The 24,502-nt window shown below is 64.8% G+C and carries 24 protein-coding genes and 1 tRNA gene; 13 read left to right on the top strand and 12 right to left on the bottom strand.

All coding sequences use genetic code 11. The features are described from left to right. Positions 1–112 precede the first annotated feature (112 nt). The 3 genes from IE126_RS06945 to ypfJ all read right to left on the bottom strand — a co-directional run bounded on the left by IE126_RS06945 (position 113) and on the right by ypfJ (position 4,850). Positions 113–2,983 carry a Hint domain-containing protein gene (locus IE126_RS06945; RefSeq protein ID WP_189380546.1) on the bottom strand — a complete coding sequence of 957 codons (2,871 nt, stop codon included), beginning with the start codon at positions 2,981–2,983 and terminating at the stop codon, positions 113–115. 877 nt (positions 2,984–3,860) lie between these two features. Beyond that, positions 3,861–3,944 (bottom strand) — tRNA-Leu (locus IE126_RS06940). Positions 3,945–4,001: 57 nt separating this feature from the next. Next, positions 4,002–4,850, bottom strand: a complete 849-nt coding sequence (gene ypfJ, locus IE126_RS06935) for a KPN_02809 family neutral zinc metallopeptidase (RefSeq protein ID WP_054303458.1) — start codon at positions 4,848–4,850, stop codon at positions 4,002–4,004. A 131-nt stretch (positions 4,851–4,981) separates the two neighbouring features. On the opposite strand from ypfJ, the gene IE126_RS06930 reads away from it, so the two are divergent. Together IE126_RS06930 and IE126_RS06925 are read left to right on the top strand one after the other, a co-directional pair. Then, positions 4,982–5,563, top strand: coding sequence for a YqaA family protein (locus IE126_RS06930; RefSeq protein ID WP_189380545.1), 582 nt, complete (start codon positions 4,982–4,984; stop codon positions 5,561–5,563). Between the two features lie 21 nt (positions 5,564–5,584). After that, on the top strand, positions 5,585–6,049 hold the full coding sequence (locus tag IE126_RS06925; RefSeq protein WP_189380544.1) for a disulfide bond formation protein B: 465 nt from the start codon (positions 5,585–5,587) through the stop codon (positions 6,047–6,049). Positions 6,050–6,126: 77 nt separating this feature from the next. Here the strand turns inward: IE126_RS06925 and IE126_RS06920 are convergent, their stop codons facing one another. Next, the gene (locus IE126_RS06920; RefSeq protein WP_054303704.1) at positions 6,127–7,290 is read right to left on the bottom strand and encodes a deoxyguanosinetriphosphate triphosphohydrolase; all 1,164 of its coding nucleotides are present in this window, start codon (positions 7,288–7,290) and stop codon (positions 6,127–6,129) included. 109 nt (positions 7,291–7,399) lie between these two features. On the opposite strand from IE126_RS06920, the gene IE126_RS06915 reads away from it, so the two are divergent. Then, on the top strand, positions 7,400–7,747 hold the full coding sequence (locus IE126_RS06915) for a HesB/IscA family protein (RefSeq protein ID WP_054303703.1): 348 nt from the start codon (positions 7,400–7,402) through the stop codon (positions 7,745–7,747). Between the two features lie 20 nt (positions 7,748–7,767). Here IE126_RS06915 and IE126_RS06910 read toward each other — a convergent pair whose 3' ends face one another. The 3 genes from IE126_RS06910 to IE126_RS06900 form a co-directional block, all read right to left on the bottom strand. Beyond that, the gene (locus IE126_RS06910) at positions 7,768–8,664 is read right to left on the bottom strand and encodes a DMT family transporter (RefSeq protein WP_189380543.1); all 897 of its coding nucleotides are present in this window, start codon (positions 8,662–8,664) and stop codon (positions 7,768–7,770) included. Continuing rightward, positions 8,664–9,755 (bottom strand): DUF6902 family protein, encoded by a 1,092-nt coding sequence (locus IE126_RS06905; protein WP_189380542.1) that lies wholly within the window; start codon positions 9,753–9,755, stop codon positions 8,664–8,666. Before IE126_RS06905 ends, IE126_RS06910 begins: the two co-directional genes overlap by 1 nt. Positions 9,756–9,832: 77 nt before the next feature. After that, complete coding sequence (locus IE126_RS06900) at positions 9,833–10,087, bottom strand: hypothetical protein (protein WP_108126918.1); 255 nt, start codon at positions 10,085–10,087, stop codon at positions 9,833–9,835. Between the two features lie 350 nt (positions 10,088–10,437). Here IE126_RS06900 and xth point away from each other — a divergent pair, with 350 nt between their 5' ends. Together xth and IE126_RS06890 are read left to right on the top strand one after the other, a co-directional pair. Next, positions 10,438–11,247, top strand: a complete 810-nt coding sequence (gene xth / locus IE126_RS06895) for an exodeoxyribonuclease III (protein WP_054303452.1) — start codon at positions 10,438–10,440, stop codon at positions 11,245–11,247. A 21-nt stretch (positions 11,248–11,268) separates the two neighbouring features. Next, entirely contained in the window at positions 11,269–13,059 is a 1,791-nt protein-coding gene (locus IE126_RS06890) for an SLC13 family permease (protein WP_189380541.1), read from the top strand. Here IE126_RS06890 and IE126_RS06885 read toward each other — a convergent pair. Both IE126_RS06885 and dksA read right to left on the bottom strand, forming a co-directional pair. Next, positions 13,035–14,219 (bottom strand): FAD-dependent monooxygenase, encoded by a 1,185-nt coding sequence (locus IE126_RS06885; protein ID WP_054303702.1) that lies wholly within the window; start codon positions 14,217–14,219, stop codon positions 13,035–13,037. The genes IE126_RS06890 and IE126_RS06885 overlap by 25 nt on opposite strands. A gap of 89 nt (positions 14,220–14,308) precedes the next feature. Further along, positions 14,309–14,731, bottom strand: a complete 423-nt coding sequence (gene dksA, locus IE126_RS06880) for an RNA polymerase-binding protein DksA (protein WP_054303450.1) — start codon at positions 14,729–14,731, stop codon at positions 14,309–14,311. Between the two features lie 332 nt (positions 14,732–15,063). Between dksA and IE126_RS06875 the strand changes: the two genes are divergently transcribed. The 8 genes from IE126_RS06875 to IE126_RS06840 all read left to right on the top strand — a co-directional run bounded on the left by IE126_RS06875 (position 15,064) and on the right by IE126_RS06840 (position 21,789). Beyond that, positions 15,064–15,585: a hypothetical protein gene (locus IE126_RS06875; RefSeq protein ID WP_189380540.1), complete on the top strand. Its 522-nt coding sequence runs from the start codon at positions 15,064–15,066 to the stop codon at positions 15,583–15,585. A gap of 79 nt (positions 15,586–15,664) precedes the next feature. Then, positions 15,665–16,504 carry an AAA family ATPase gene (locus tag IE126_RS06870; protein WP_189380539.1) on the top strand — a complete coding sequence of 280 codons (840 nt, stop codon included), beginning with the start codon at positions 15,665–15,667 and terminating at the stop codon, positions 16,502–16,504. A gap of 817 nt (positions 16,505–17,321) precedes the next feature. Then, the gene (locus IE126_RS06865; protein WP_189380538.1) at positions 17,322–18,716 is read left to right on the top strand and encodes a DUF2927 domain-containing protein; all 1,395 of its coding nucleotides are present in this window, start codon (positions 17,322–17,324) and stop codon (positions 18,714–18,716) included. Positions 18,717–18,788: 72 nt separating this feature from the next. Next, positions 18,789–18,953, top strand: coding sequence for a hypothetical protein (locus IE126_RS06860; RefSeq protein WP_054303446.1), 165 nt, complete (start codon positions 18,789–18,791; stop codon positions 18,951–18,953). Between the two features lie 4 nt (positions 18,954–18,957). Further along, the gene (locus IE126_RS06855) at positions 18,958–20,139 is read left to right on the top strand and encodes a vWA domain-containing protein (RefSeq protein WP_189380537.1); all 1,182 of its coding nucleotides are present in this window, start codon (positions 18,958–18,960) and stop codon (positions 20,137–20,139) included. Further along, positions 20,136–20,474 (top strand): hypothetical protein, encoded by a 339-nt coding sequence (locus tag IE126_RS06850; protein WP_189380536.1) that lies wholly within the window; start codon positions 20,136–20,138, stop codon positions 20,472–20,474. The genes IE126_RS06855 and IE126_RS06850 overlap by 4 nt, the downstream gene beginning before the upstream one ends. Further along, the gene (locus tag IE126_RS06845) at positions 20,471–21,085 is read left to right on the top strand and encodes a DedA family protein (protein WP_054303443.1); all 615 of its coding nucleotides are present in this window, start codon (positions 20,471–20,473) and stop codon (positions 21,083–21,085) included. Before IE126_RS06850 ends, IE126_RS06845 begins: the two co-directional genes overlap by 4 nt. A 14-nt stretch (positions 21,086–21,099) precedes the next feature. Next, the gene (locus IE126_RS06840; protein ID WP_189380535.1) at positions 21,100–21,789 is read left to right on the top strand and encodes a M48 family metallopeptidase; all 690 of its coding nucleotides are present in this window, start codon (positions 21,100–21,102) and stop codon (positions 21,787–21,789) included. On the opposite strand, the gene IE126_RS06835 is transcribed toward IE126_RS06840, so the two are convergent. The 3 genes from IE126_RS06835 to IE126_RS06825 form a co-directional block, all read right to left on the bottom strand. Continuing rightward, positions 21,786–22,337, bottom strand: a complete 552-nt coding sequence (locus IE126_RS06835; protein WP_189380534.1) for an RSP_2648 family PIN domain-containing protein — start codon at positions 22,335–22,337, stop codon at positions 21,786–21,788. The genes IE126_RS06840 and IE126_RS06835 overlap by 4 nt on opposite strands. Next, positions 22,337–23,530: an RSP_2647 family RNA methyltransferase gene (locus IE126_RS06830; protein WP_189380533.1), complete on the bottom strand. Its 1,194-nt coding sequence runs from the start codon at positions 23,528–23,530 to the stop codon at positions 22,337–22,339. The genes IE126_RS06835 and IE126_RS06830 overlap by 1 nt, the downstream gene beginning before the upstream one ends. Positions 23,531–23,600: 70 nt before the next feature. Further along, on the bottom strand, positions 23,601–24,269 hold the full coding sequence (locus IE126_RS06825) for a DUF6778 family protein (RefSeq protein WP_054303439.1): 669 nt from the start codon (positions 24,267–24,269) through the stop codon (positions 23,601–23,603). Between the last annotated feature and the right edge of the window lie 233 nt (positions 24,270–24,502).

Here is a 24,502-nt window from a genome sequence, read left to right as displayed (position 1 = left end):
CGCGATCTTCGTTTCCCTTGCGGAAACTGCCTGTGTATCTTTTTTCAAGACCTGAAAGCAAAAAGGAGCCCGGAAGGGCTCCTTTTCTGAAGGTATGCGCTGGCCGCGCCGGTCACTTCACCAGCAGGCGCGCCTCGTGCTTTTTCAGCGTGCGCCGCGCCGCGCCGTAAGCCTCGCGGCCGACATCGGATTTCAGCTCGGGGAAGAGCTCGTAAATCTCGTTGCGCTGCGCATTGCCCATGCCGTTGAGCGTATAGTCGCCCGGCTGGAAGCTTTCGGTCCAGGCGCCATTCGACAGAACGACCTCGTGGCGGTCGAACATGAAGTGGATATAGGTCGTCCCCATGCTGTCCACCTCGTGCACCCCGCGCCCAGCGACCAGATGCTTGGCGGCCACCAGAACCTCGTGCTCGTCGAAGTAAAGCGCGGTACGGTCGTTGGCCACCAGAACACGGTGGTTCGGGCTGACCATCATGTCGCGCTCCGGCAGGCCGTTGCCGAGGCTGCCCTTGCGGATCAGGATCGGCTTCAGATGCGGGTTCAGCGACAGGTCGGTCCAGTTCAGCGCCTTCTGGCCCACCCAGCGGATCTGCTGGATGCCGTTGTCGCGGGTGATGACCCGGTCACCGGCTTTCAGCTCTTCCACCGGCACCTCGCCACGCGGGGTCGCGATCAGTGTGCCGGGGGTGAAGCAGGGGATGACATTCTCGATATTCGTGAAGGTCATCGTCCCGGTGACATTGCCATCGGCATCAAGGAAATCGACGGTGCCGTTTTCCGGGTTGTCGGCGGCATAATGCACCACCAGCGGACCGGCGCTGCGCAGGTCGAGCGTGTCGTAATCGTCACCCCCCTCGCCGCCGTCGATCACATCGCCGATCCCGTCATTGGCCGAGCCGATGACGAAGGTGTCGCGATCATCGCCACCCGACAGGCTGTCTGCCCCCTCGCCGCCGAGGATCGTGTCATTGCCCTCGTCGCCGTAGATGGTGTCCTGATCAATGCCGCCGTCCAGCATGTCATTGCCGACACCGCCATAGAGGACATCATTGTCGTCCATCCCGAAGATGGTGTCGTTGCCCAGACCGCCATAGATCGTGTCCATGCCATTGTCGGGGCGCAGATCGGTCGCATCGGGAATGTTCAGCTCGTCCGGGTAGGACGGATCAAGGCCGCCATAGGCAAGGTCATCGCCATGGCCAAGGTGGATCAGGTCGGCCCCTTCGCCGCCGATAACGGTATCATCGTCGCGGCCGCCATAGATCGTGTCGGCGTCGATGCCACCGTCGATCAGGTCGTTCTCGTCACCGCCGTAGATCAGATCGGCATCATCGCCGGTCCGGATCGTATCATCGCCATCGCCACCATAGACGGTGTCCATGTCGTTGAACGGATTGGCGTCATCCGGGTAAAGCCCCGGATAGCCCATATCCGGGCGCGGAATGCCGGTGGCAGAAGTGTCGATCAGGTCATTGCCCTGGCCGCCGCGCACGATATCGCGGCCATTGCCGCCATAGATCGTGTCATCGCCATCCCAGCCCACGATCGAGTCATCGCCCGGCCCGCCATAAACCAGATCATTGCCCGCTCCGGCAAAGACCGTGTCATCGCCCAGACCGGAATAGACGGTGTCATCACCTTCGCCCGCGCGCACGCGGTCATCATTCGGGTCGTCGCCCGGAATGATCGCGTCATTGGCGTCGATGCGGTCGCCATCCGGGTCGCCGGTATAGCTGGTGTCGATCAGGTCATTCCCGGCCGTGCCATCGACCCAGCCGTCGCGCGGCGGCGGGGCCACCGTGACGGTCACCGTGGCGGTGTCGGTCAGGCCATCGGGATCGGTGATGGTGTATTCGAAGGTCGCATCACCCGAGAAGCCCGCGTTGGGGGTGAAGGTGATCGTGCCATCGGCATTCACCGTCACCGTACCATCCGGCGAGGTTCCTGCCGAAACCACCGACAGCGGATCATTGTCGACATCGGTGTCATTCGCCAGAACGGCGATGACCACCGGCGTACCCGCATCGGTGTTGGCGTGATCGTTCACCGCATCCGGCGCGTCGTTCACCGGGTTCACCGTCACCGTCACGGTGGAGGTTGCGGTATTACCGTCGGGATCGCGGATTTCGTAGGTGATGGTATCCGTGCCGTTGAAATCGGCGTTCGGCACATAATGCAGCGTGCCGTCGGGATTGACCGTGACCGTGCCGTTCGTCGCCGAGCCGGTCGTCACCGTCAGGGTCTGGCCCTGCGGATCGGTGTCATTGGTCAGCACGTCGATATCGACGGGCACATCCTCGTCGGTTTCGGCGGTGTCGGGATTGGCAACCGGGTCCTGCGACTGGTTGTCGACGGTATCGGAGATCGAGAAATACTCGACCGAACCCGCAAAATGCTGATCAATGTTGTTCAGCATGTTGGGGTTGGAATGCGCCTGCCCCGCGCCGATCATCCAGGGCTGGTCAATGCCCTCGCTGCTCTGGTCCATGGTCAGGCCGGGCGGAACCGCATCGTCAAAGCTGGTGCCCTGGGTGAAGTTTTCCAGATCCAGATGACCGCCGTTGGCCGCATCCCAGGAATAGGTCAGCTTGATCTCGTCGCCCGGCGCCGAGAAACCCGGCCCGGTGGTGAACACAGTCGAGCTGGTATCCGTTTCATGCGTGATGACGATGCTGCCATCGTCCAGCAGCTCCACCCGGTAGCCACCGGGGGTTTCGCCGACGCTGTCGCGCGACAGGATGGTCTGGGTGCCCGAAACCGGGTTTTCCGACGAGGAAAACTGGATTTCCAGCGTCCCGCGATCCAGCTGGAAGGCCGGGTTCGGATAGATCTTCACCAGATCATTGTCACCGTCCAGAACAGCGCGGGTGCCGTCAGAAGCGGCTCCGTTCAGGTAAATCCCGTCCTGCGCCCCGTTGTCGAGAGCCGAGTCGCGGGCGTGGGTGTCCGTATCCTCGAAATTGTAGAGCGCGAAAACCGGCATCGTCTTTTCCCCGTTTCAGCGCGGCCCGTACGGCCCCGCCCGATCAAATGGACCCTTGCGGGCATGTGACCGGCACAAACCACGAGGGCGTGCCGGGAAGCCAACCGTTCAGAGTTCGGAGAAGAAAAAGTGCCTGAAATCCGGCATCACGAAGCGGCGCGTAAAATACGCGCACAGCAAAATGATTGTACGAAGCCTGGCAGCTCTTTTCACAACTCCTGCGTCAACTGACGCGCACCCTTTACGGCCGCCCCCACGGCCAATGTCCTTCCCAGAAAGACATCCTATGGATACCTCTTGTTCGGCGTGTCGAAAAGTAAATTCTCCACATTTTCGCCGCTTAGCGCGCATTCCGGACACGTCACCGCCCAGTCTTCGCCATATTTTTGCCCCATTTGACGCTGGATTGTTCGCGTGATGGACGCAGTTCCGGCGCGTTCACGGATACGAAAATGCGCGTCTTTATTGGGACTTTTCGTCACATCCCGACGCATCCTCTGGTCGGCTCCGCACAGGACTGTTCCCACGGCGGAAACAGTGGCTCCGCCTTACTTTACGGTAACCAGGACCAGAGTTTTGCCATGATGTTTAACCTTCCGTTCACTCCGAAGAACCAATCCGGCGCTCTGACAGGGATAGGACAGGCTAGGGAGACGGCCCGAAAAGCCGAAATCCGAATCACACGCAGAATCACGGCGAAAAGAAGGCAGGATCGGAGCGGGGTATGCCCGCCGCAAAACCTGTGCGGGAATTCGCCCGGACGGGCGACCGTGCAGCGGCGATTTTCGCCACCTCGCGCGGCGCGGGTCAGAGGGCCTGGAACTTTCGCTATCGGGTCGTACGGGGCGCGGCACCGTTGCGGCAGGCCGGTCCCGATTGGTGCGGGCGGTGGGACTCGAACCCACACACCTTGCGGTAAGGGTGTTTGAGACCCTCGCGTCTACCATTCCGCCACACCCGCATCGCCAACCGATCTATGGGGCGGCGACGGGGCTGTCAAGCGCGGCCGCGTGCTGTGTCAAAGCTGCCGGGCAGCGAAGGTGTCGCATTGCCCCATGTCGCCCGAGCGATAGCCGCGCAGGAACCAGCGTGACCGCTGTTCAGAGGTGCCATGGGTGAAGGTATGCGGCATCGGGCGGCGCCCCGCATTGCGTTGCAGCGTGTCGTCGCCAATCTGCCGGGCGGCCTTCACCGCCTCCTCGATATCGCCTTCCTCCAGCGTGCCGAACCGCGCATCGGCCTCGCGCGCCCAGATGCCGGAAAGGCAATCGGCCTGAAGCTCGATCCGAACCGAGATCGCGTTGCTTTCAGCCTGGCTGGATTGCGCCCGCACCTGATTGGCGCGGTTCAGGATGCCGATTTCGTTCTGCACATGGTGCGCGACCTCATGCGCCACCACATAGGCCGCAGCGAAATCGCCACCCGCGCCCAGTTGCTGCGACATGGTAGTGAAGAAATCGGTATCCAGATAGACCTTGCGGTCGGTCGGGCAGTAAAACGGGCCGGTCGCGCCGCTGGCATCGCCGCAGGGCGAAGGCGTCACGCCCTTGAACAGCACCAGCACCGGCGGACGATATGCCTTGCCCACCTGTTCGGGAAAAACGTGGCCCCAGACCTCCTCGGTATCGGCCAGCGTGACCGAGACGAACTCGCCCGCCGCCTTGTCAGCGGGGCTGAGATCGGCCTGCGTGGTCTGGCTCTGCGGCGCCGAGCCTGCGCCCTCCAGCAGCGGGGTGACATCGATGCCAAGGAAATAGCCGATCAGCAGAACGGCGATCACGCCGACACCGCCCATGGCCCCGCCGGCGCTGCGCATGCCGCGACGATCCTCGATGTTGCGGCTGCCGCGCCGACCTTTCCATTCCATGTGAAACTCCCTGCCCCGTTACGCCTGCGACCCTCAGGCGCAGATTACCCCGATGCCGCCGCATCGCAAGCGGCTTGACCTCGCCCCTCCGGCGTGATGAACCCCAACGGACAACAGGCGGGGCGGTTCCGATGATCAGGCGGCTGTATGACTGGACCATGGCGCTCGCGGGCCATCGCCATGCCCTGCTGGCGCTGGCAGCCGTGGCCTTCATCGAAAGCTCGGTCTTTCCGATTCCGCCGGACATCCTGTTGATCCCGATGATCATTGCCGCCCCGCAACGCGCCTTCCTTTACGCGCTGGTGGCCACCGTGGCCTCGGTACTGGGCGGTCTTGCGGGCTACGGGATCGGCTTTTTCCTGTTCGACACGGTGGGCGAGCCGGTGCTGGCCTTCTATGGCATGACCGCCGAGTTCGAGACATTCAGTGAAAGCTACAATGCCTGGGGCGCCTGGGCTGTGCTGATCGCGGGGGTGACGCCCTTTCCCTACAAGGTCATCACCATCCTGTCGGGCACCACGCAACTGTCGCTGCCGGTGTTCATCGTCGCCAGTATCGTGGCGCGGGGGCTGCGGTTCTTCATCGTCGCGGCCCTGCTGTGGAAATTTGACGCACCGATCCGTGATTTCATCGAGCGGCGGCTTGGGCTTATGTTCACGCTGGCGCTGGCGCTGCTGATCGGCGGTTTTGCCGCCGTCAAATATCTCGGCTGACCGCCCCGGAAGGAGACCGCCATGACCTATTCCCGCTTTCTGGCGCTTGTCGCCGCCGGAGGCTCTGCCGCCCTGCTGCTGGGCGCGCTGGCCTTTCAGTATATCGGCGGGATGGCGCCCTGCCCGCTGTGCCTGTGGCAACGCTGGCCGCATGTCGCGGCGGTGGTCATCGGTCTGCTGGCCGTGGCTTTCGGCACGCGGGTTCTGGGCTGGCTGGGCGCGCTGGCGGCACTGACCACTGCGGGCATCGGCATCTTCCATGTCGGGGTCGAGCAGAAATGGTGGGCCGGTCTGGCCAGTTGTTCTTCCGGCTCGATCACCGGCCTCAGCGGGGCGGACCTGCTGAACACCGATATTGCGGTCGGTGCGGTGGTGCGCTGCGACGCGATTGCCTGGAGTCTGTTTGGCATTTCCATGGCGGGCTGGAACGTGATCATCTCGCTGTTGCTGGCGCTGATCTGGGTGGCGTCGGCGCGACGCGGCTGACGAAGAAAGGGGGCTGTCTGCCCCCTCGCCCCTGCGGGGCTCACCCCCGAGGATATTTCAACCAAGGTAAAAGCCGATCAGCCGAACAGGCGGCCGTGTTCCTGAATAGCAAAGCGGTCGGTCATGCCGGCGACGTAATCAGCGACGATGCGGGCCAGTTGCGTGTCATCTGTCGCGGCTTCGATATCGGCGCGCCATTCCTCGGGCAGCAGATCGGGACGGCGCAGGAACAGCGGGAACAGATCGTCCAGCATCGCCGTTACCTCGGTCCGCATCTTCACCACTGAAGGCGCGCGATACATGCGGTGGAACAGGAAGCTGCGCACCGCCTTCAATTCCTGATACAGCGGTTTCGAGAAGCGGATGATGGTGGTGCCCATGTGCCGGATGTCATCGACCGATTTCGGCTGCGCGGCTTCCAGCCGGTTCTGCGCAACATGGATCACATCCTCGACCATGCGGCCGAAGACGCGGCGCAGCGCCTCGTGCCGTCGGCGCATCTTTTCGAGACCGGGGTAAAGCCGGTCCACCTCCTCGAAGGCGGGGGCGGTCACCGGAAGCTCCATCAGGTCTTCCTCGGTGAACAGGCCAGAGCGCAGCCCGTCATGCAGATCGTGGTGGCTGTAGGCCACATCATCGGCGATGGCCGCCACCTGTGCCTCGGCACTGGCATGGGTGTCGAGACCCAGATCCCAGTCGGCATTCACCTCGGCCAGCGCATAGGGCAGCGGGCCTTCATGCTTCTTGTCGGCGAAGGGGCCGATCACCGGACCGTTGTGCTTGGCAATGCCCTCAAGGCTTTCCCAGGTCAGGTTCAACCCGTCGAAACCGGCGTAGTGCCGTTCCAGCTTCGTCACGATGCGCAAGGCCTGGGCATTGTGGTCAAAGCCGCCATAGGGCTGCATCAGCCGGGCCAGCGCATCTTCGCCGGTATGACCGAAGGGTGTATGGCCAAGGTCATGCGCCAGCGCCACGCATTCCGCCAGATCGGTGTTCAGGCCCAGCACGCCGGAAATCGTACGCGCGACCTGCGCCACCTCGATAGAATGCGTCAGGCGGGTGCGGTAGTAATCCCCCTCGTGTTCGATGAACACCTGCGTCTTGTGTTTCAGCCGGCGGAAGGCGGAGGAATGGATGATGCGGTCACGGTCACGCTGGAACGGCGAACGGAAGGTGGACATGCCCTCGTCATGGCGCCGCCCGCGCGAGGCTTCGGGCAGGCAGGCGAAGGGGGCGAGGATCTGGGTCATGGTCGCAGGTCGTTCTTCCGGTCGGTTGGCAGAGGCTTGTTTGGCAAACCTGCTGCCCCTATATGATGAAAACCCCATGAAGGATATGGAAATTCCGACGATGGACCTTCAGCTTCCCGCAGATGCGGCCCTGCCGCGTGTCACCGACCGGGCCTTTGCCCGTCTGGCCGAGATCGCCGAGATGACGGGCGAGCGCAAGGCATTGCGCGTCGCGGTCGAGGGCGGCGGTTGTTCGGGCTTCCAGTATGACATCCGGCTGGACGATGCGGCGGGCGACGATCTTGTGCTGGAAAAGGATGGCCAGCAGGTGCTGGTCGATCCGGTGTCGCTGCCCTTCCTGCAAAATGCCGTGGTGGATTTCACCGAAGAGCTGATCGGCGCGCGCTTCGTGATTGAAAATCCGAATGCCTCGTCCAGCTGCGGCTGCGGCACGTCCTTCTCGATCTGATCTTTCCCGATCCCGACGGGTCAGCGCGCCGGCGCGGCGCGCTGGCTGTGGATCAGCCACAGCCCCGAGGCAACGACCAGCGCAGAGCCCACCCAGAGATGCGCGCCGGTGAGTTCGCCGAACAGATGTTCGCCGAGCAGTACCATCCACAGGAACTGGACATTGGCGATCTGCATGACGACATAGGCGGGCAGCATCCGCAAAATGATGACCATCAGCCAGCGCGTGCCGACGATGAACAGCGTATATGCGACCAGCAACGCCAGATCCGCCCAGCCCATCGGCTGCCAGACGAAGGGTGCCACGACCGCGCCGAGAATCATGCAGGCGAGTTGAGCATAGAAGACCTGCGCCATGGAATGCGTGTGGCTCTTGCAGATCCGCCGCGACAGGACGATGGAAGCCGAGCCCGACAGGCTGGCGGCAAGCCCGATCCAGTGACCGGGGGTGATACCGCCCAGACCTTCGGGAAACAGGAACAGCATCCCGGCCAGCCCCAGCCCCAGCGCGCACCAGACTGCGGGCGCCAGCCGCTCGCGCAGGATCAGGCCAGACAGGACCGCGCCAAAGATCGGCATGATGGCGATGAAAACGAAGATTTCCGCGAAGGGCAGAAAGCGCAAGGCATAAAAAAAGCCGGTCGTGCTGATGGCCCCGAGGGTCGAGCGCAGCGCAACCAGCCAGGGGCTGCCGGTGTGGAACACGCGGCTGCCCTGCCCCGCCGCCGCCGTACCCAGACCGACCAGCACCGCAATCAGACCGGACAGCAGCATCAACTGCGGCGCGGCATAGGTTGCGATCAGATCCTTGGCTATCGCATCGGCGCTGACGGAAATGAGCGTGTTCAGCACAACAAGCCCCGCCCCGATCAGGGCGGTTTTCTGCAAGACCGGGCGCAGTCCAACCTCTGCGGTCATCAGGCCCCCTTCCGCACGGCGCCGTGCGCCAGAACTGGCCGGGCAAAGGTTGCGAAAAACGCCTCGAACTCCGGTCCCTCCGCCATGGCCCCGTCCGCGATTTCCAGTGCTTCGGGCGACAGCCGCCCCGCGCAGGCCCGCCGCATGGCAGGGTAATCCGCCTCGCGCCGTCCTCCAAGGGCCATAAGGGCCTGCGACCATTCGCGCAGCGGAGAGATCAGGGGACGCACCAAAGAAAATCGCATAGGACCAACCGGGTAATCTTCGCCAAAGGCGGTTTCTCCCATAGTCCCCATCAACCAGCGATTGACAAGAAAATTATGGTAGGCGTCGGAAGAATCTTCACAGACGCCCGCTTCGATGCGGAAGGCCGCAGATTCCCGGTGCAAATGGCCCAGCCACAGCGGCGGGACCGGCAGTCCGGCATAGCGCAGGGCGATGCAGACCTCGCCCAGAAGGTCTCCGTTCTGTTCCAGCCAGGCCAGATTTCCCAGAACATGAAGCGATTGTTGCGCGGCCTTTGGCAGGTGCAGCGGACGGCGGCCATATTCGGACAGGTAAAACACCGCATGCAGCAGATCATAGGCGGCGCGCGGATTGGGCAGGGCAAAAGTTTCGGGTCGGGACATGAAGCCGGTGAGCCGCGCGTCAAGCCCCGGCAGATCGACGGCCTGTCCCGCGCGCGCCATCAGAAAACGGCTTTCGGCGCGCTGGAGATCGTTCACCTCCATTCCGATCCAGCCTTCGGAGGCGATGCGCGCGCCCATCCGCGCCGCTGTATCGCCCGGCTGGCCCAGATCCTCCAGCCAGACCGCGACACCCAGCATCATGCGGTAATATTGCGGGTGAAAGGCAAGCTGATCCTCCAGCCCGTCATGGAAAGGCTGGTAGACCGCAAGCGCTGCCTCGGGCACATCGTGGTGCAGCGCCGAAAGGACCATCAGAAGTTCGGCGTTCTCCTTCAGCCACCACGCATCGCCCTGGCGCCTGCGCCCGGTGGCAAAGCCCGACAGCAGTGAAACAAGCCCGCCGGTTGCGCCCATGGCAGGACGGGCCGCGCGACGCGCGGCGAAACTCACGATGTTGGTCATTGGCCCTCTCCGGCAGATTGCCCGGCAGGAAAGCCCCCCTTTGGCGCCGGGCCCAGGCGAAAAGGGGGGCTGTCAGATCAGTTGGAGCAGGGCATCAGCGCGACGCCGGCGCCTGCAACCATGGTCTCGCCTTCGATGTTCGAGCAGGGCATCAGATCGGCGGCCACGCCGGTTTCGATGTTCGACGCCGGCATCAGCGCCACGCCGCCACCCAGGATCATCTCGGTGCCCTCGATGTTCGAGCAGGGCATCAGATCGGCGCCAAGACCCATGGTCATGTCCGCCACATCGGCCGCTTCGGTGACTTCGACGAATTTACGCAGTGCGCTCATGATAAACCCCCGTGGTTCGAGCAGTGTTTGCCCCCTGAGCCTTGCACCTAGTAATTGATTTTTCAAAGAAAATTGCATTCACAGGTTGTATCCAGCCTTATCCACATGCCGGGCTGGCAACAACTATCGGATAGAGTTAACCAATTGGGCGAAATTATGACTTATCCACGCGTCAGTCTCATGCGAACAATCCACAGCCCCGGCCGGAAAGCATGATTCGCGAATATTAACAAAGCCTTAATTCCACAGCATTTCCGAGCGGCACTCCCGGCGCACCGCATCGGGGTTGCGGTCTGTCCCCTCGCGGGCGATAGAGGTCTGGCCAGATGTCCGACAGAAGCGGAGAGCCGATGAAACTCGCAACTTTCAACATCAACGGGATCAAGGCCCGGATCGAGGCCCTGCCCCGCTGGCTGGACAGCGCCCGCCCCGATGTCGTGGCCTTGCAGGAAATCAAGTCGGTCGACGAAGGCTTTCCGCGCGCCCTGTTCGAGGACATGGGATACCGCGTCGAAACCCACGGGCAGAAAAGCTTCAACGGTGTCGCCCTGCTGTCGCGCCTGCCGCTGGAAGATGTGACACGCGGTCTGCCCGGCGCGCCCGAAGACGAACAGGCCCGCTGGATCGAGGCGAGCGTGATCGGCGAGAAACGCGCCGTCCGGTTCTGCGGGCTGTATCTGCCGAACGGCAACCCCGTCAGCTTCGGCCCCGATGGCGCCCCTGAGGCCGAGGGGAAATACGGCTACAAGCTCTCGTGGATGGCGCGCATGCGCCAGCGCGCGACCGAACTTCTGGCGACGGAAGAGCCGGTGGTGATGGCCGGTGACTACAACATCATCCCGCAGCCCGAGGATGCGGCGCGTCCCGAGACCTGGACCAAGGATGCGCTGTTCCTGCCCGAAAGCCGCGCGGCTTTCCGCCGGATCGTGAATCTCGGTTTCACCGACGCGTTCCGGGCGCGGGTAACAGGCCCCGGCCATTACAGTTTCTGGGATTATCAGGCGGGCGCATGGGAACGGAACAACGGCATCCGCATTGACCACTTGCTCCTCTCTCCGCAGGCGGCAGATCTGTTGCGTGACGTGCAGATCGACCGGGCGGTGCGGGGCGGCGAAAAACCCTCCGATCACGTCCCGGTCTGGATCGACCTCGACGCCTGATCCCCCGGAACAGGAGCTGCGATGACCACGGACCAAGGGCTCAGCCTGCTTCTGATCTGCGCCACCGTTCTGTTGTTCCTCAGCGGGCGCCTGCGGCATGACATCGTGGCGCTGTCCGCCCTGATTGCTGCCGTGGCCGTTGGTCTGGTTCCGGCAGACAGGGCCTTCGACGGCTTCGCGCAGCCTGCCGTGATCACCGTGGCCTGCGTTCTGGTGCTGAGCCGGGCCTTGCAGGTTTCGGGGGCTGTCGACTGGCTCGCGCGGAACGCGCTGCCATCTTCGGGCGGGCCGGTGCGCACGCTCCTGACGCTCTGCGGGCTGGGCGCGTTTCTCTCGGCCTTCATGAACAACGTCGGCGCATTGGCGCTGCTGATGCCTGTCGCGCTTCAGATCGCACCGCGTGCGGGGCTGACCGCGGGTCAGGCGCTCATGCCGCTGGCTTTCGGCACGGTTCTGGGCGGGACCGTCACGCTGATTGGCACGCCGCCCAACCTGATCGTCGCGGGTTTTCGCGCACGCTCGGGCGAGGCACCTTTTGCCATGTTCGATTTCACCCCCGTCGGTCTGGCGGTCACACTGGCCGGACTTGCCTTCATCACGCTGGTCGGCTGGCGGCTGGTGCCGAAACGACAGGGCAGCACCGGCGAGGATTTCGATACCGGCGCCTATATGGCAGAGCTGACCGTCCCGCCCGAGGCCGCGGCCATCGGCATGACGCTGGCAGAGATCGAGGCGAAGCTGGCAGAGGCCGGAGGCCAGATCGTCGCGATGGAGCGGCGCGGCACCTGGCTGACCGCACCGCGCGCCAGCCGCAAGGTGATCGAGGGCGACCTGCTGGTGATGGAGGCCGATCTTGCCACGCTGATCGAGGCGGCACAGCCGCTGGGTCTGAAGCTGGCGGAACGCGATCCCGAACAGGAAAGCCGCCGCAACGATGAGGTTCTGCTGCGCGAATATGTGGTGCGGCCTGACAGTGCCCTGGCAGGATCGACCCCCGCCGACCTTGGCCTGCGCTCGCGCTATGGCATCAACCTGCTTGCCGTCGCGCGCAGTGGCCAGCGTGCCGCGACCCGGCTGCGGGAATGGCGCATCCGGGCGGGGGATGTGCTGCTGCTGCAGGGACAGGCCGAGGCACTTTCAGGCTTCAGCGCCCATGCGGGCTTCATTCCGCTGGCCGAGCGTGATCTGCATCTGCCGCGCCCGCGTCAGGCGCTGCTCGCCTCGGGCATCATGGCGGCGGCGGTTGCGGCAGCGGCACTGGGTCTCGCCCCGCCCGCCATCGCCTTTACCTGCGGCATGCTGGCGGTGATGATCACCCGCCTCGTGCCGCTGTCCGATGTCTATGACAGCATCGACTGGTCAGTCATCGTGCTGCTGGCGGCGATGATGCCGGTCGCCGATGCGATGGAAAGCTCGGGCGCGGCAAAGCTGGTTGCGGAAACCCTGATGACCCATGTGGCGCAGGGCAATGCGGTTGTGGCGCTTGGGCTGATCCTTGTCGTGACCATGACGCTGTCGGATGTGATGAACAACGCGGCCACCGCAGCCGTCATGTGCCCTATCGCCCTCGGAGCGGCCAGCGCGCTGTCGGTGAATCCCGATGCCTTTCTGATGGCGGTGGCCATCGGCGCGTCCTGTTCCTTCCTCACCCCCATCGGCCATCAGAACAACACCCTGATCCTTGGCCCCGGCGGATTCCGCTTTGGCGACTACTGGCGGCTGGGCCTGCCGCTGGAGGCAGTGGTAGCCGCCGTGGCGATTCCGGTCATCCTCTGGGTCTTTCCGCTTCAGGCGGTCGCGTCGAACCCGTGAACCCAGTCATAGCGGGCCAGCCCCGCACCCGGTGCCACCCTGCCGCCAATCCTGAGGCCAAGATGCGCCACCTCGCGCACCACGCCCCGCAGGTGATAGGCGCGGGCATTGCTGTTCGCTGCCGCAACGATCTTCGCACAGCGCGGGGCGCGGGCGGCGGTATAGGCCGCCAGCGCAGTTTCACCCGGCCCGTGCCGGTCCAGCAGATCGGCCAGCACCCAGGCATCCTCCAGCGCCATATTGGCGCCCTGCGCCAGAAACGGCAACGTCGGATGCGCCGCATCCCCCAGAATGGCGGCAAACCCGGCAGGCAGCACCCTGCCCCAGCTTTCTGCCACCGGATGACGGAACAGCCCCCAGAGCCACAGATCCTCCACCCTGTCCAGCCAGCCGCGCACGCGCGGGCCGAATTCCTCGAACGCCAGACGCAGCGCCAGCGGGTCGTCACGCAGGTTCCAGCCCTCGTCGACCCAGCGGTTCCGTTCTTCCACCGCCACGATATTACGCAGCCGCCCGCCGCGCAGCGGATAGCTGACCAGATGCCGCCCCGCGCCCATATGCACCTCGGCCACCGGCGCGGTGTCGGTGGTTTCGGGGATCACCGCCCGCCAGGCCACCTGCCGGGTAAAGAACGGCGCCACCACGCCGGTCAGCGCCGCGCGCAGGCGGGAATGCAGCCCGTCCGCCCCGATCAACAGGGCAGGCCGCAGTTCGACGCCCTGCGCCGTCATCAGGCTGGGCTGATCGCCGGACAGATCCACCTTCTCGATCTTCTGAAGCAGGCGGATCTGCACCCCGGCCGCCCGTGCGGCAGCCGCCAGCAGCTCGATCAGGTCGGCCCGGTGCGTCAGATGCCAGGACAGACCGGGCCGCAGCCGCGCCAGATCCATCCGCAGGACGGTGCCACCACCATAGCCGTCACGCAGTTCCACCGCCTGCGCCTGTGGCGCCACCGCAGCCAGCGCCTCGCCCAGACCCAGCGCGCGCAGCACGGCCACGCCGTTGGGGGTGATCTGCAATCCGGCACCGACCTCGCGGATCGCTTCGGCCTGTTCCAACACGGTGACGCTGGCCCCGCGCCGCGCCAGCGCAACGGCCAGCGCAAGCCCCGCGACACCCGCCCCCAGAACCGTGATCTCGGTGCCGTTCAGCCGTCCCATCCATCCCCCGAACATGCAAAAGCCGGACCTGAGGGTCCGGCCTCACACTGCCGTTCCACCCGCGCCACCGCAAGCGGCAGCGGCTGCGTTCAGTCGTCGCGGTGAACCTTTTCGCGACGCTCGTGCTTTTCCTGAGCTTCCAGCGTCATGGTGGCGATGGGGCGGGCGTCCAGCCGCTTGAGGCTGATCGGCTCGCCCGTCATCTCGCAATATCCATATTCGCCATTTTCGATCCGGCGCAGCGCCGCGTCGATCTTGGAGATCAGCTTGCGCTGCCGGTCGCGGGTCCGCAGTTCCAGCGCCCGGTCGGTTTCCTCGCTGGCGCGATCCGCCAGATCGGGAACGTTGCGCGCGCTTTCGGTCAGGTTGTCCAGCGTCTCGGCACTCTGATCCAGAAGCTCCTGCTTCCAGACCAGAAGCTTGCGGCGGAAATATTCCAGTTGCCGTTCATTCATGAACGGCTCGTCCTCCGCGGGGCGGTAATCGTCGGGGAGAAACATCTCTGCCTTCATCGCAGCACTCCACATAGGCGATCTGCGCCGGATTCGGCCGACCAAGGCCGGAAGGCGCGTCGTGTGCGCCCTCGTAACGGAAGCGTCAGGCATTGTCACTAGCCGTTGCGCCGATTTGGCGGCGGCACGGCACGCTTGTTAACGATTTGCAGGCGGCGGACAGCGGGACCACCTGATTTCCGTCCCGGACTACAAGAAATATGGCGCGCGACCCCAAGCTCTTCTGTCTATTGTGCCGCCCTGTGCTAGACATCGGCCAAGGCTTTTCCCGCGGGCCCTGAGTTTCCTCATGCGGGATACACCAAATCACCTTTCCTCCAGCGGACCCGGACATGATGCCCAAGATCCATTTCCTGTGCGCCGTGCTTGCCCTTACGGCAGCACCCGCCCTTGCCGAAACCCCCGATTATTCCGCAGGCGGCGGCAAGGTCTACGCCTCGGTCCGGGGCTGGACCGTCGTGCAAAGCGACCGCTACGGATGTTCGGCCTATCCCGAGGCCATGCCCATCGTCTTCAACACCCCGCCCGCAGGCGGCTGGCAACTGATCTTCCCCTACAGCACTTCGGGCGGAGAAGGCACATTCGCGGGTTCCATCGACGTCGACAAGTCCAGCTTCACGGAAGAGTATTACGGCGATGGCGAGTGGATGTATTCATCCTTCCCACTGAACATGCGCAAGGCGGTAGCCGCCGGAAGCCGTATCTATGCCAATATCGGCCCGGCGGTCGCGGATGTCGGTCTGGACGGGGCCACCGCTGCCATGCTGAAGGTCGAGGAATGCTGGCAGAACCTGACGGGGTGGAGCACCGCCACATCAAGCCGCGCCGGAACCTTCGCCCTATCGGGCGACTGATCGGCCGTCCCTGCCCTTGCCCTCGTCGGCCCGAGGGCTTACCCCTCGGTCCGGTATCCGCTTCACGAAGGACAGTCCCATGCGTTTCGACGGCACCGCCGATTATGTCGCGCCCCCCGATCTGGTCGTCGCGGTCAATGCGGCGGTGGCGCTGCAACGCCCGCTGCTGGTGAAGGGCGAGCCCGGAACCGGCAAGACCGAACTGGCGCGGCAGGTGGCCACTGCGCTGGGTCTGCCCTTCATGGAATGGAACATCAAGTCCACCACCAAGGCGCAGCAGGGGCTTTACGAATACGATGCCGTCTCGCGCCTGCGCGACAGCCAGCTTGGGGACGAGCGCGTCCATGACGTGAAGAACTATATCCGCAAGGGCAAGCTCTGGCAGGCATTCGAGGCCGGAGGGCGCGTGGTTCTGCTGATCGACGAGATCGACAAGGCCGACATCGAATTTCCGAATGATCTGCTGCAAGAGCTCGACCGTATGGAGTTCCACGTCTACGAGACGGGCGAGACGATCCGCGCGCAGCATCGCCCCGTGGTCATCATCACCTCGAACAATGAAAAGGAACTGCCCGACGCGTTTCTGCGCCGCTGTTTCTTCCACTACATCCGCTTCCCCGAAATCGACACCTTGCGCGCCATCGTCAACGTGCATTTCCCCGGCATCAAGGAGGCACTGCTGACCACCGCGCTGACGCAGTTCTACGAAATCCGCGAAACGCCGGGACTGAAGAAAAAACCTTCCACCTCGGAAGTGCTGGACTGGCTGAAGCTCCTGCTGGCCGAGGATCTGGGCCCCGAGGATCTCAAGCGCGACGGGCGCAACCTGCTGCCGCGCCTGCATGGGGCACTGCTGAAGAACGAACAGGACGTTCATCTTTTCGAAAGACTCGCCTTTATGGCGAGGGGGCGAGGCTGATCCACGGCAAAAATGCGGGGCCTGTGGATAGTTTCAACAACGCCCCGCAAACCCTTGCCCAACCGCAAGAATCAGCGCCATAGATTCGCCGCTTCCGCCACAATCACGCCACAATTAAGCCAATTTCACCTCACTAGCGCCAAAATTAAAGAAACATTCTGAAATATTCCGTGATAACCGCATCGCAAATCTGGCGCGCGGTCCTCACGCGACCGCGATGGATTGTGGCGCGCCCTAATGCCGTCACGCCCCAGGATTTCCCGAGATTGACATAAATCGGCCCCGGTGCAGACACTCTGCTCACGTTCTCTGACTGCAATGAAGAACGTGACAACAACAAGCACAGGTCGAGCGGAGACATGACCCCTGTAACGTGCAGCCCGCTGCGCCAGTCGATGGCGTATGCGCAAAATTCCGGCCCCGCTGCTGCGGCGGCGCCGGTGGGCTGTGCCGTGACACGGGTTCCGGTTCTGCAAACGTCCTGTGACACCCCGCCCCCGGCCCTGCCGGCCGGGATGCGGGTTTCGCGCCGGTCGGGGGACCGGGGCGATGCCGGACAGTCGGGCAGAAAGGCGGCGGGGGCCGCCCATCTGACCGGCAGGACGGCGAAGGGTGCCGGGGATCTGCGGTTCATCCTGTCTCGGGGGAGACAGGACGCAGGCTCCGGTTTCCGGGGGACCGGCCGGGCTGGCGATGCGGGGGCATCGTCACAGGGTCAGGCACGGCCCCGCACAACCGGGGCCATGATCCGGCGCATCTGTCTGCTCCGCCGGATCGCGGTCTCATACGACCACCGCACTCACGGGGCTGCCAACCCATGCGTATCACCGCCGTACTCGCGCTCGCCGCACTGACCGCCTGCGCCCAGACACCCGATTCCGGCTATCGCGCCGAGGTCTCGATGAACCGGCTGGTCGAACAGCCGGGTTCATCCGTCACCAGCGCGGTCAACCTGTTTTCGGGCCAGACCCCGCAGCGTGTCAGCCGCTCGAACGCGGAAATCGCACAGGATTTCCTTGATCTCGAATTCCGCATGGAAAGCGGGCGCGCACTGCCGGTTCTGACCCGGTTCGAGGGCGGCCCGATCACCGTCGCCCTGACCGGACAGGTGCCACCCACAGCCGAGGCCGATCTGGCGCGGCTGATCTCGCGCTTCCGCAACGAGGCGGGGCTGGATGTGCGCCGCGCCAGCGGACCGGCGAATATCAACGTGGTCTTCGTGCCGCGCAAGACCATCCGCGCGACCTTCAGCAATGTTGCCTGTTTCGTGGCACCCCGCGTTGCATCTTGGGAAGAATACAAGGCTGCGCGCGGCACTGGCACGCTGGACTGGACAACGCTGCGTCAACGCGAGCGGCTGGCGATCTTCGCCCCGGCGGATTCCACCCCGCAAGAGGTGCGGGATTGCCTGCACGAGGAAATCGCACAGGCCATGGGGCCGCTGAACGACCTGTACCAACTGCCGGACAGCGTGTTCAACGACGACAATTTCCACACCGTCCTGACCAGCTTCGACATGCTGATGCTGCGCGTCCACTATGCGCCGGAACTGCGCAGCGGCATGACACGCGAGCAGGTGGCGGGAGTGCTGCCCGGCCTGCTGGCGCGGCTGAACCCCACCGGCGCCACCGGCCGCACCCATCAGGGGGGCCAGACGCCACGGGCCTGGATCCGCGCCATGGAAACCGCGCTTGGACCGCGTGGCAGCGTCTCTGCCCGCAATGCCGCCGCACATGAGGCGCTGGCCATCGCCCATGCGCAGGGCTGGCAGGCGAGCCGTCTGGCTTTCTCCTGGTTCGCTGTCGGGCGTCTCAATGTCAGCAACGATCCGGTGGCTGCGGCCAATGCCTTTGCCAATGCAGAACGTATCTACCGCCGCCTGCCGGGCGCGCAGATCCAGGCCGCCCATGTCGACATGCAGCTTGCCGCCCTGGCGCTGAGCCAGGCCAACCCGGCTCAGGCCATCGCCTTTGCCGACCGCGCGATCCCGGTGGCGCGTCAGGCGCAGAACGCCTCGCTTCTGGCGACCGTGATGCTGGTCAAGGCGCAGGCGCTGGAGGCGCAGGGCAACGTGGCGGCGGCGCGGGCGCTGCGGCTCGACAGTCAGGGCTGGGCACGGTATGGCTTCGGCTCGGATGCGGCGACGCGGGCCCGGATGCGTGACATCGCATCGCTGGTGCCCTCGAAACTGCGGCAGTTGTTCAGGGGCTGAGGGGCCGCGCGCCCCCTGCCCGTCCGCGATGGCGCCCCGGCGCCGCGCGGCAGCAGCAGGAGAGGCTGAGGCATGATCGTCATTACCGCCGCGATATTCGGGGCGCTTCTGGGTGCCGGACGCGCCCGCGCCCATGGCGGGCGGCTGGCTGACATGCTGCAATGGGGCGGCAGCTTCGCCATCCTGTTCGCAGTTGTCGGCATGATCGTTACCATCATCATCGAAAGGTCGATCTGAGCCGATGTTCCTGCCGTTCTTTGAAACCCTCCGCCGCACCGGCGTTCCGGTCTCGCTGCGCGAGTATCTTGGGTTTCTGGAAGGCATGGCCGCAGAGCTCGCTACCTATGATGCGGAGGCGTTCTACTACCTCGCCCGCACCGCCATGGTGAAGGACGAGCGCCATCTGGACCGTTTCGACCGCGCCTTCGCCGAAAGCTTCAGGGGTCTGGATGCCATCACCGCCGATCAGGTGCTGGAGGCGATCGACCTGCCGGGCGACTGGCTGGCGAAGCTGGCCGAAAAGCATCTGACACCCGAGGAAAAGGCCCAGATCGAAGCCTTGGGTGGCTTCGACAAGCTGATGGAAACGCTGAAGAAGCGGCTGGAGGAACAGAAGGGCCGCCATCAGGGCGGCAACAAATGGGTCGGCACCGCCGGCACCTCGCCCTTCGGTGCCTATGGCTACAACCCGGAAGGCGTGCGCATCGGGCAGGATCAAAGCCGCCACCAGCGCGCCGTGAAAGTCTGGGACAAGCGCGAGTTCCGCAATCTGGACGACAAGGTGGAACTGGGCACCCGCAACATCAAGGTCGCGCTGCGGCGTCTGCGCCGCTGGGCGCGCGACGGTGCGGCGGATGAACTGGATCTGGACGGCACCATCCGCGCCACTGCCGATCACGGCTATCTGGACGTCCAGACCCGGCCCGAACGGCGCAATGCGGTGAAGGTGCTGCTGTTTCTGGATGTCGGCGGCAGCATGGACCCATACATCCGCGTGCTGGACGAATTGTTCAGCGCCGCGAAGGCGGAATTCAAGCATCTGCGGCATTTCTACTTCCACAACTGCCTTTACGAAGGGGTGTGGACCGACAACATCCGCCGCTGGGATCAACAGACCCCGACATGGGAGGTGCTGCGCACTTATGGCGCCGATTACAAGGCGATCTTCGTGGGCGATGCCTCGATGTCGCCTTACGAGATCCTGCATCCCGGCGGCGCCAATGAACACTGGAACCCCGAGGCGGGTCAGGTCTGGCTGGAACGCGCCTGCGCACAATGGCCGAACCATCTGTGGATCAACCCGGTCCGCGAGGAACACTGGGGCTACACCCAATCCATCCGGCTCATCCAGGGCATCTTCGCCAATCGCATGGTGCCGATGACGCTGGAAGGCATCTCGCGCGGGATCAAGGAACTGCGATGATCCCGCTTGCCCGTCGCCATCCGAAGCTGTTCGCGGCCTTCGTGCTGGCGCTGGTGCTGGCGCTGTTCTTCGCCGGGCGGATCGTGGTGCGGGCGGTCTACTGGTCACAGCACCGGGAAGAAGCCGTGGCCCCCTGGATGACCGTGGGCTATGTCGGGCGCAGCTGGCGGCTTGACCCGCGCACCATAGATGCAGAGGCGGGCCTGCCGCCGCCGGAAGGGCGGCCGCTGACGCTGGAACAGATTGCCGCCGGTCGTGGTGTGCCGGTGGCGCAGGTGATTGCCGAGGTCGAGGCCGCCATCGCCACCCTGCGCGCTGCGCCGCCAAAGCCATGACCGACTGGCTGCTGGCGCTTGTGCCCACCTGGGGACTGTGGCTGATCGGGCTTTGCACCTATGCCTCCTGCCTTGCCCTGCCCATCCCGGCCTCAGTGGTCATGCTGGCGGCAGGCGGCTTTGTCGCCTCGGGCGATCTGGTGCTGTGGCAGGTGATCGGCGCGGCACTGCTGGGGGCGACACTGGGCGACCAGACCGGCTATCTGGCGGGCCGCACCGGCGGGGTTGCGCTGGTGGAAAGGCTGGGCCACGAGGGCAGCCGCGCTGCGATCCTGACCCGCGCCCGCGACCTGATGCAGCGGCGTGGCGGTATCGCGGTCTTTCTGTCGCGCTGGCTGTTTTCGCCGCTGGGGCCTTATGTCAACCTGATCGCAGGCGCCATGCGACAGGGCTGGGCCGCCTTCACCCTTTGGGGCGTGGCGGGTGAAGCGGTCTGGTGCGGGCTTTATATCCTCATGGGCCGCGCCTTCGCGGGCAATCTCGCGGTCGCTTCCGATCTGCTTGGGTCCGTGCTGGGCCTTGTCGCCAGCGGTGCGGCGGTGCTGGGTCTGGGCTGGTGGCTGCTGACGCTGGCCCGGCGCGAGCGGGATTTGCCCCACAGGCCGGACTGATCCATATTCCCTCCATGCTGAAATTCGCCCCCATCCTTCTGGCCATCGCCTATGCCCTGCTGATGTATCGCTTCTCGGTCTGGCGCAGCGCGAAAGAGCTTGATGCCCGGTCGCATCCGCTGCGCGATGCGGGGCTGGAGCCGGTGATGCACCGCATGGCAAGGGCGCTGGAGATTCCGCGCATCACCGTGCATGTCTATGACGTGGCGCCGGTCAATGGCCTCGCGGCTCCGGACGGGCGCATCTTCCTGACCTCGGGGTTCATGCAGAAATACCGCGCGGGCGAAGTGTCGGCGGATGAGCTTGCCAGCGTCATCGCGCATGAACTTGGCCATGTCGCCCTGGGCCATACCCGCCGCCGGATGATCGACTTCACCGGGGCCAATGCGGTTTTCGTGATGCTGACCGCGCTGCTCGCGCGGTTCGTCCCGGTTTTGGGCATCTGGATCGCCAACCTGATTTCCACCGCTCTGATGGCCCGGCTGTCGCGGCGCGATGAGTTCGAGGCCGATGCCTATGCCTCGGCCCTGCTGGTGAAGGCCGGGATCGGCACCGCGCCGCAGAAATCGCTGTTTCGCAAACTGGCCGGGCTGACCGGGAGCCGTGGTACCGCCCTGCCCGCCTGGCTTCTGAGCCACCCTGCTGCCGAGGAGCGCATTCGCGCCATCGAAACCAACGAGGCGCGCTGGAAAGTGAACGGCTAGACGCCCCCGGCGCCAAATGCCTTGGCGAAGCGGTTCAGCTTCACCCGTTTCAGCAGGGCTTTCAGCGAGACGGGCTGCCCCGCGCGCCGTTCCGCCTCGGCATGAACCCTGGCGATGACCGCGCCCACCTCGGCAGGGTTACGCGACCAGAGTTCCCAGACGAACCCGTCGGGGTCACGACGCTCGATCCCCTCGGCCGCCAGAACATGCCGGGGGAAATCGCTGGCGTTGAAGGTGAGGATGGCATCGGCGCCCGACGAAATCGCCACCGCCAGAACATGCAGGTCGTTTTCATCCGGCAGCACCAGCCGCGCCTCGATATTTGGCTGCGCACGCTGCATGGCGCGGGGGAAAGCCGTCCGCATCAGCAGCCCCTCGGCCCGCGCCTCGGCCTGCGCATCAGCGCCAAGACGGATCACCGCCCGCGCCCATTCCTCCAGAATGCGTTCCGACCAGACGGGTTCGTAAAGCCCGCGGGCTGCCATCCCCAGCAGGATGTCGCGCAACACGCTGGGGAACAGCACGCAGGCGTCCAGAACGACGCGCATCAATCCAGCCGGAAGAACACGGCTTTCAGATAGCCGCTTTCCGCAAGCTGCGGCAGCAGCGGATGATCCGGCCCGGCAAAGCCCGTATGGATCACCTGCGCCCGCCGCCCGCCGCGCCCGATGCCGCGTGCGCTGGCGTTGCGGAAAGCGGTCAGATCGGCGGCATGGGAACAGGAACACAGCACCAGATAGCCGCCCGGCGCCACCAGAGGCGCGGCAAGGCGGGCGATGCGTTCATAGGCGCGCAGGCCCGCCTCCAGCGCGGGCTTGGCGGGTGCAAAGGCGGGCGGGTCGCAGATCACCAGATCGAATTGCGCGCGCTCCCTGCCAAGCGTTTCCAGAACGTCAAAGGCATCGCCCTGCCGGGTGCTGAAGCGGTCCGCGACGCCCGTCGCCTTTGCACCCTCTGCGGCCAGCGCCAGCGCGGGCGCACTGGCATCCACCGCCAGCGCGCTTTCCGCACCACCCGCCAGCGCCGCCAGCGCAAACCCCCCGACATGGGTGAACATATCGAGCACCCGCGCGCCTTTCGCCAGACGTGCGGCAAAGGCGTGGTTCGGCCGCTGGTCGAAGAACAGGCCGGTTTTCTGCCCGCCCAGCACATCGGCCATATAGGTCGCGCCATTCATCTGGACCGGCACCGGCGCGTCGATCCCGCCCGACAGCACAGCCGTCTCCTCGGTCAGCCCCTCCAGCCCGCGGGCGCGGCCCGTGCCGTTCTTGATGATCGTGCCGACCCCGGTCACGGCGCGCAGCGCGGCGGCCAGCGCCTCCAGATGCGCCTCGGCCCAGGCGGCATTGGGCTGGATCACCGCCACATCGCCGAAACGGTCAATCACCACGCCGGGCAGGCCATCGGCCTCGGCATGGACCAGCCTGTAAAACGGCGCGTCGAACAGCCGCGCGCGCATGTCCAGCGCCCTGTGCAGACGGGCGGCGAACCAGGCCTCGTCGATGACCGCCTCGGGGTCGCGATCCAGCATACGGGCGATGATCTTCGATTTCACATTGACGGTGACAAGGCCCAGCGGCCGCCGTTCGCCATCTTCCAGCACGGCCAGCGAACCGGGCTCCAGCGCCTGGGTGCGCCGGTCGGTCACCAACTCGTCGGCATAGACCCAGGGAAAGCCATGGCGGATCGCCCGCGCCTCGGCCTTGGGTTTCAGTCTTACGGTACGGCGGGTCTCGGTCATCGGCTCACATGCGAAAAAGGGGGGCAATGCCCCCCTCTAGCCTGTCACGGCCGGTAACGAAAGCCCGGCGTCAGTAAAGTGCGGCGACCGTCCCGGTCGCGAGCGTGCTGTTGCGCGACATCGGCGCGGTGCTTTCCGGCATCGGGATCGACAGTTCCTGGCGGATCACCTCGGCCAGACGTTCCTCGATGACCACCCGCATGGTGCGCCCCGCCGCCTCTTCCGCAATGGCGCGCGTGCCACCCGCGCCCTTGGCATCGGCCCAGACCTTGCGCGGCTTCTCGATCACCGCGCCGGTCGCCGCATCGCGCACCGTCAGGATGAAATGCACCGAATGCACACCGCCAACCGTGTAGCGTGTCTTTTCCGTCAGCGAATGGAAGCGCGTGAGTTCCACATCCAGCATGACCTTCGGCCCCTGATGCATCGCGGCCGTGCCCTTGGCAAAGCCCTCTTCCAGAATGGCCTGCACCTGAGTGTAACGATCCCCCAGCACATCCCCCCGCCAGACGATGTCGGCAATCGGGTAGAACATGTTGGCTTCCGAGACCCGCAGGTCGCGCGGCACCGACACCCGGATGCCCTGCACGTCATATTTAGATGCCATCACCACGGGGTTCTTCGTCGCCACGGTGATGCCGCCCGGCGTGGTGCCACTGCGCGACGCCACACCGCCGCCGCAGGCCGACAGACCGAAAGCAAGCCCCAGGGCAATCATAATCCGAATCGCAGATTTCATTTCCAACCTCCGGCTTCTCCGGTTGCGCTTTCATCTGTTTTCCTGCTGGATCGGGGCGGAATTGCGTTGGACTCGGCGCATTGTTGCGGAAAGCCCGGGGAATTACTGTGCCCTTTGAAAGCGCCGGACGATTGACGCGGGGGCGTGGACAGTCCAGACTCGCCTTCTCGCCGGAACCTGCCGATTGCGGGTCCGGCGGGGAACATGGGTTGTTAGCGCTAACAAAATCTGCT

Source organism: Gemmobacter nanjingensis (assembly GCF_014652195.1).
Classification (GTDB): domain Bacteria; phylum Pseudomonadota; class Alphaproteobacteria; order Rhodobacterales; family Rhodobacteraceae; genus Gemmobacter; species Gemmobacter caeni.
The sequence above is the reverse complement of the archived record's forward strand: the minus strand, read 5'-3'. Positions and strand labels throughout refer to the sequence as shown.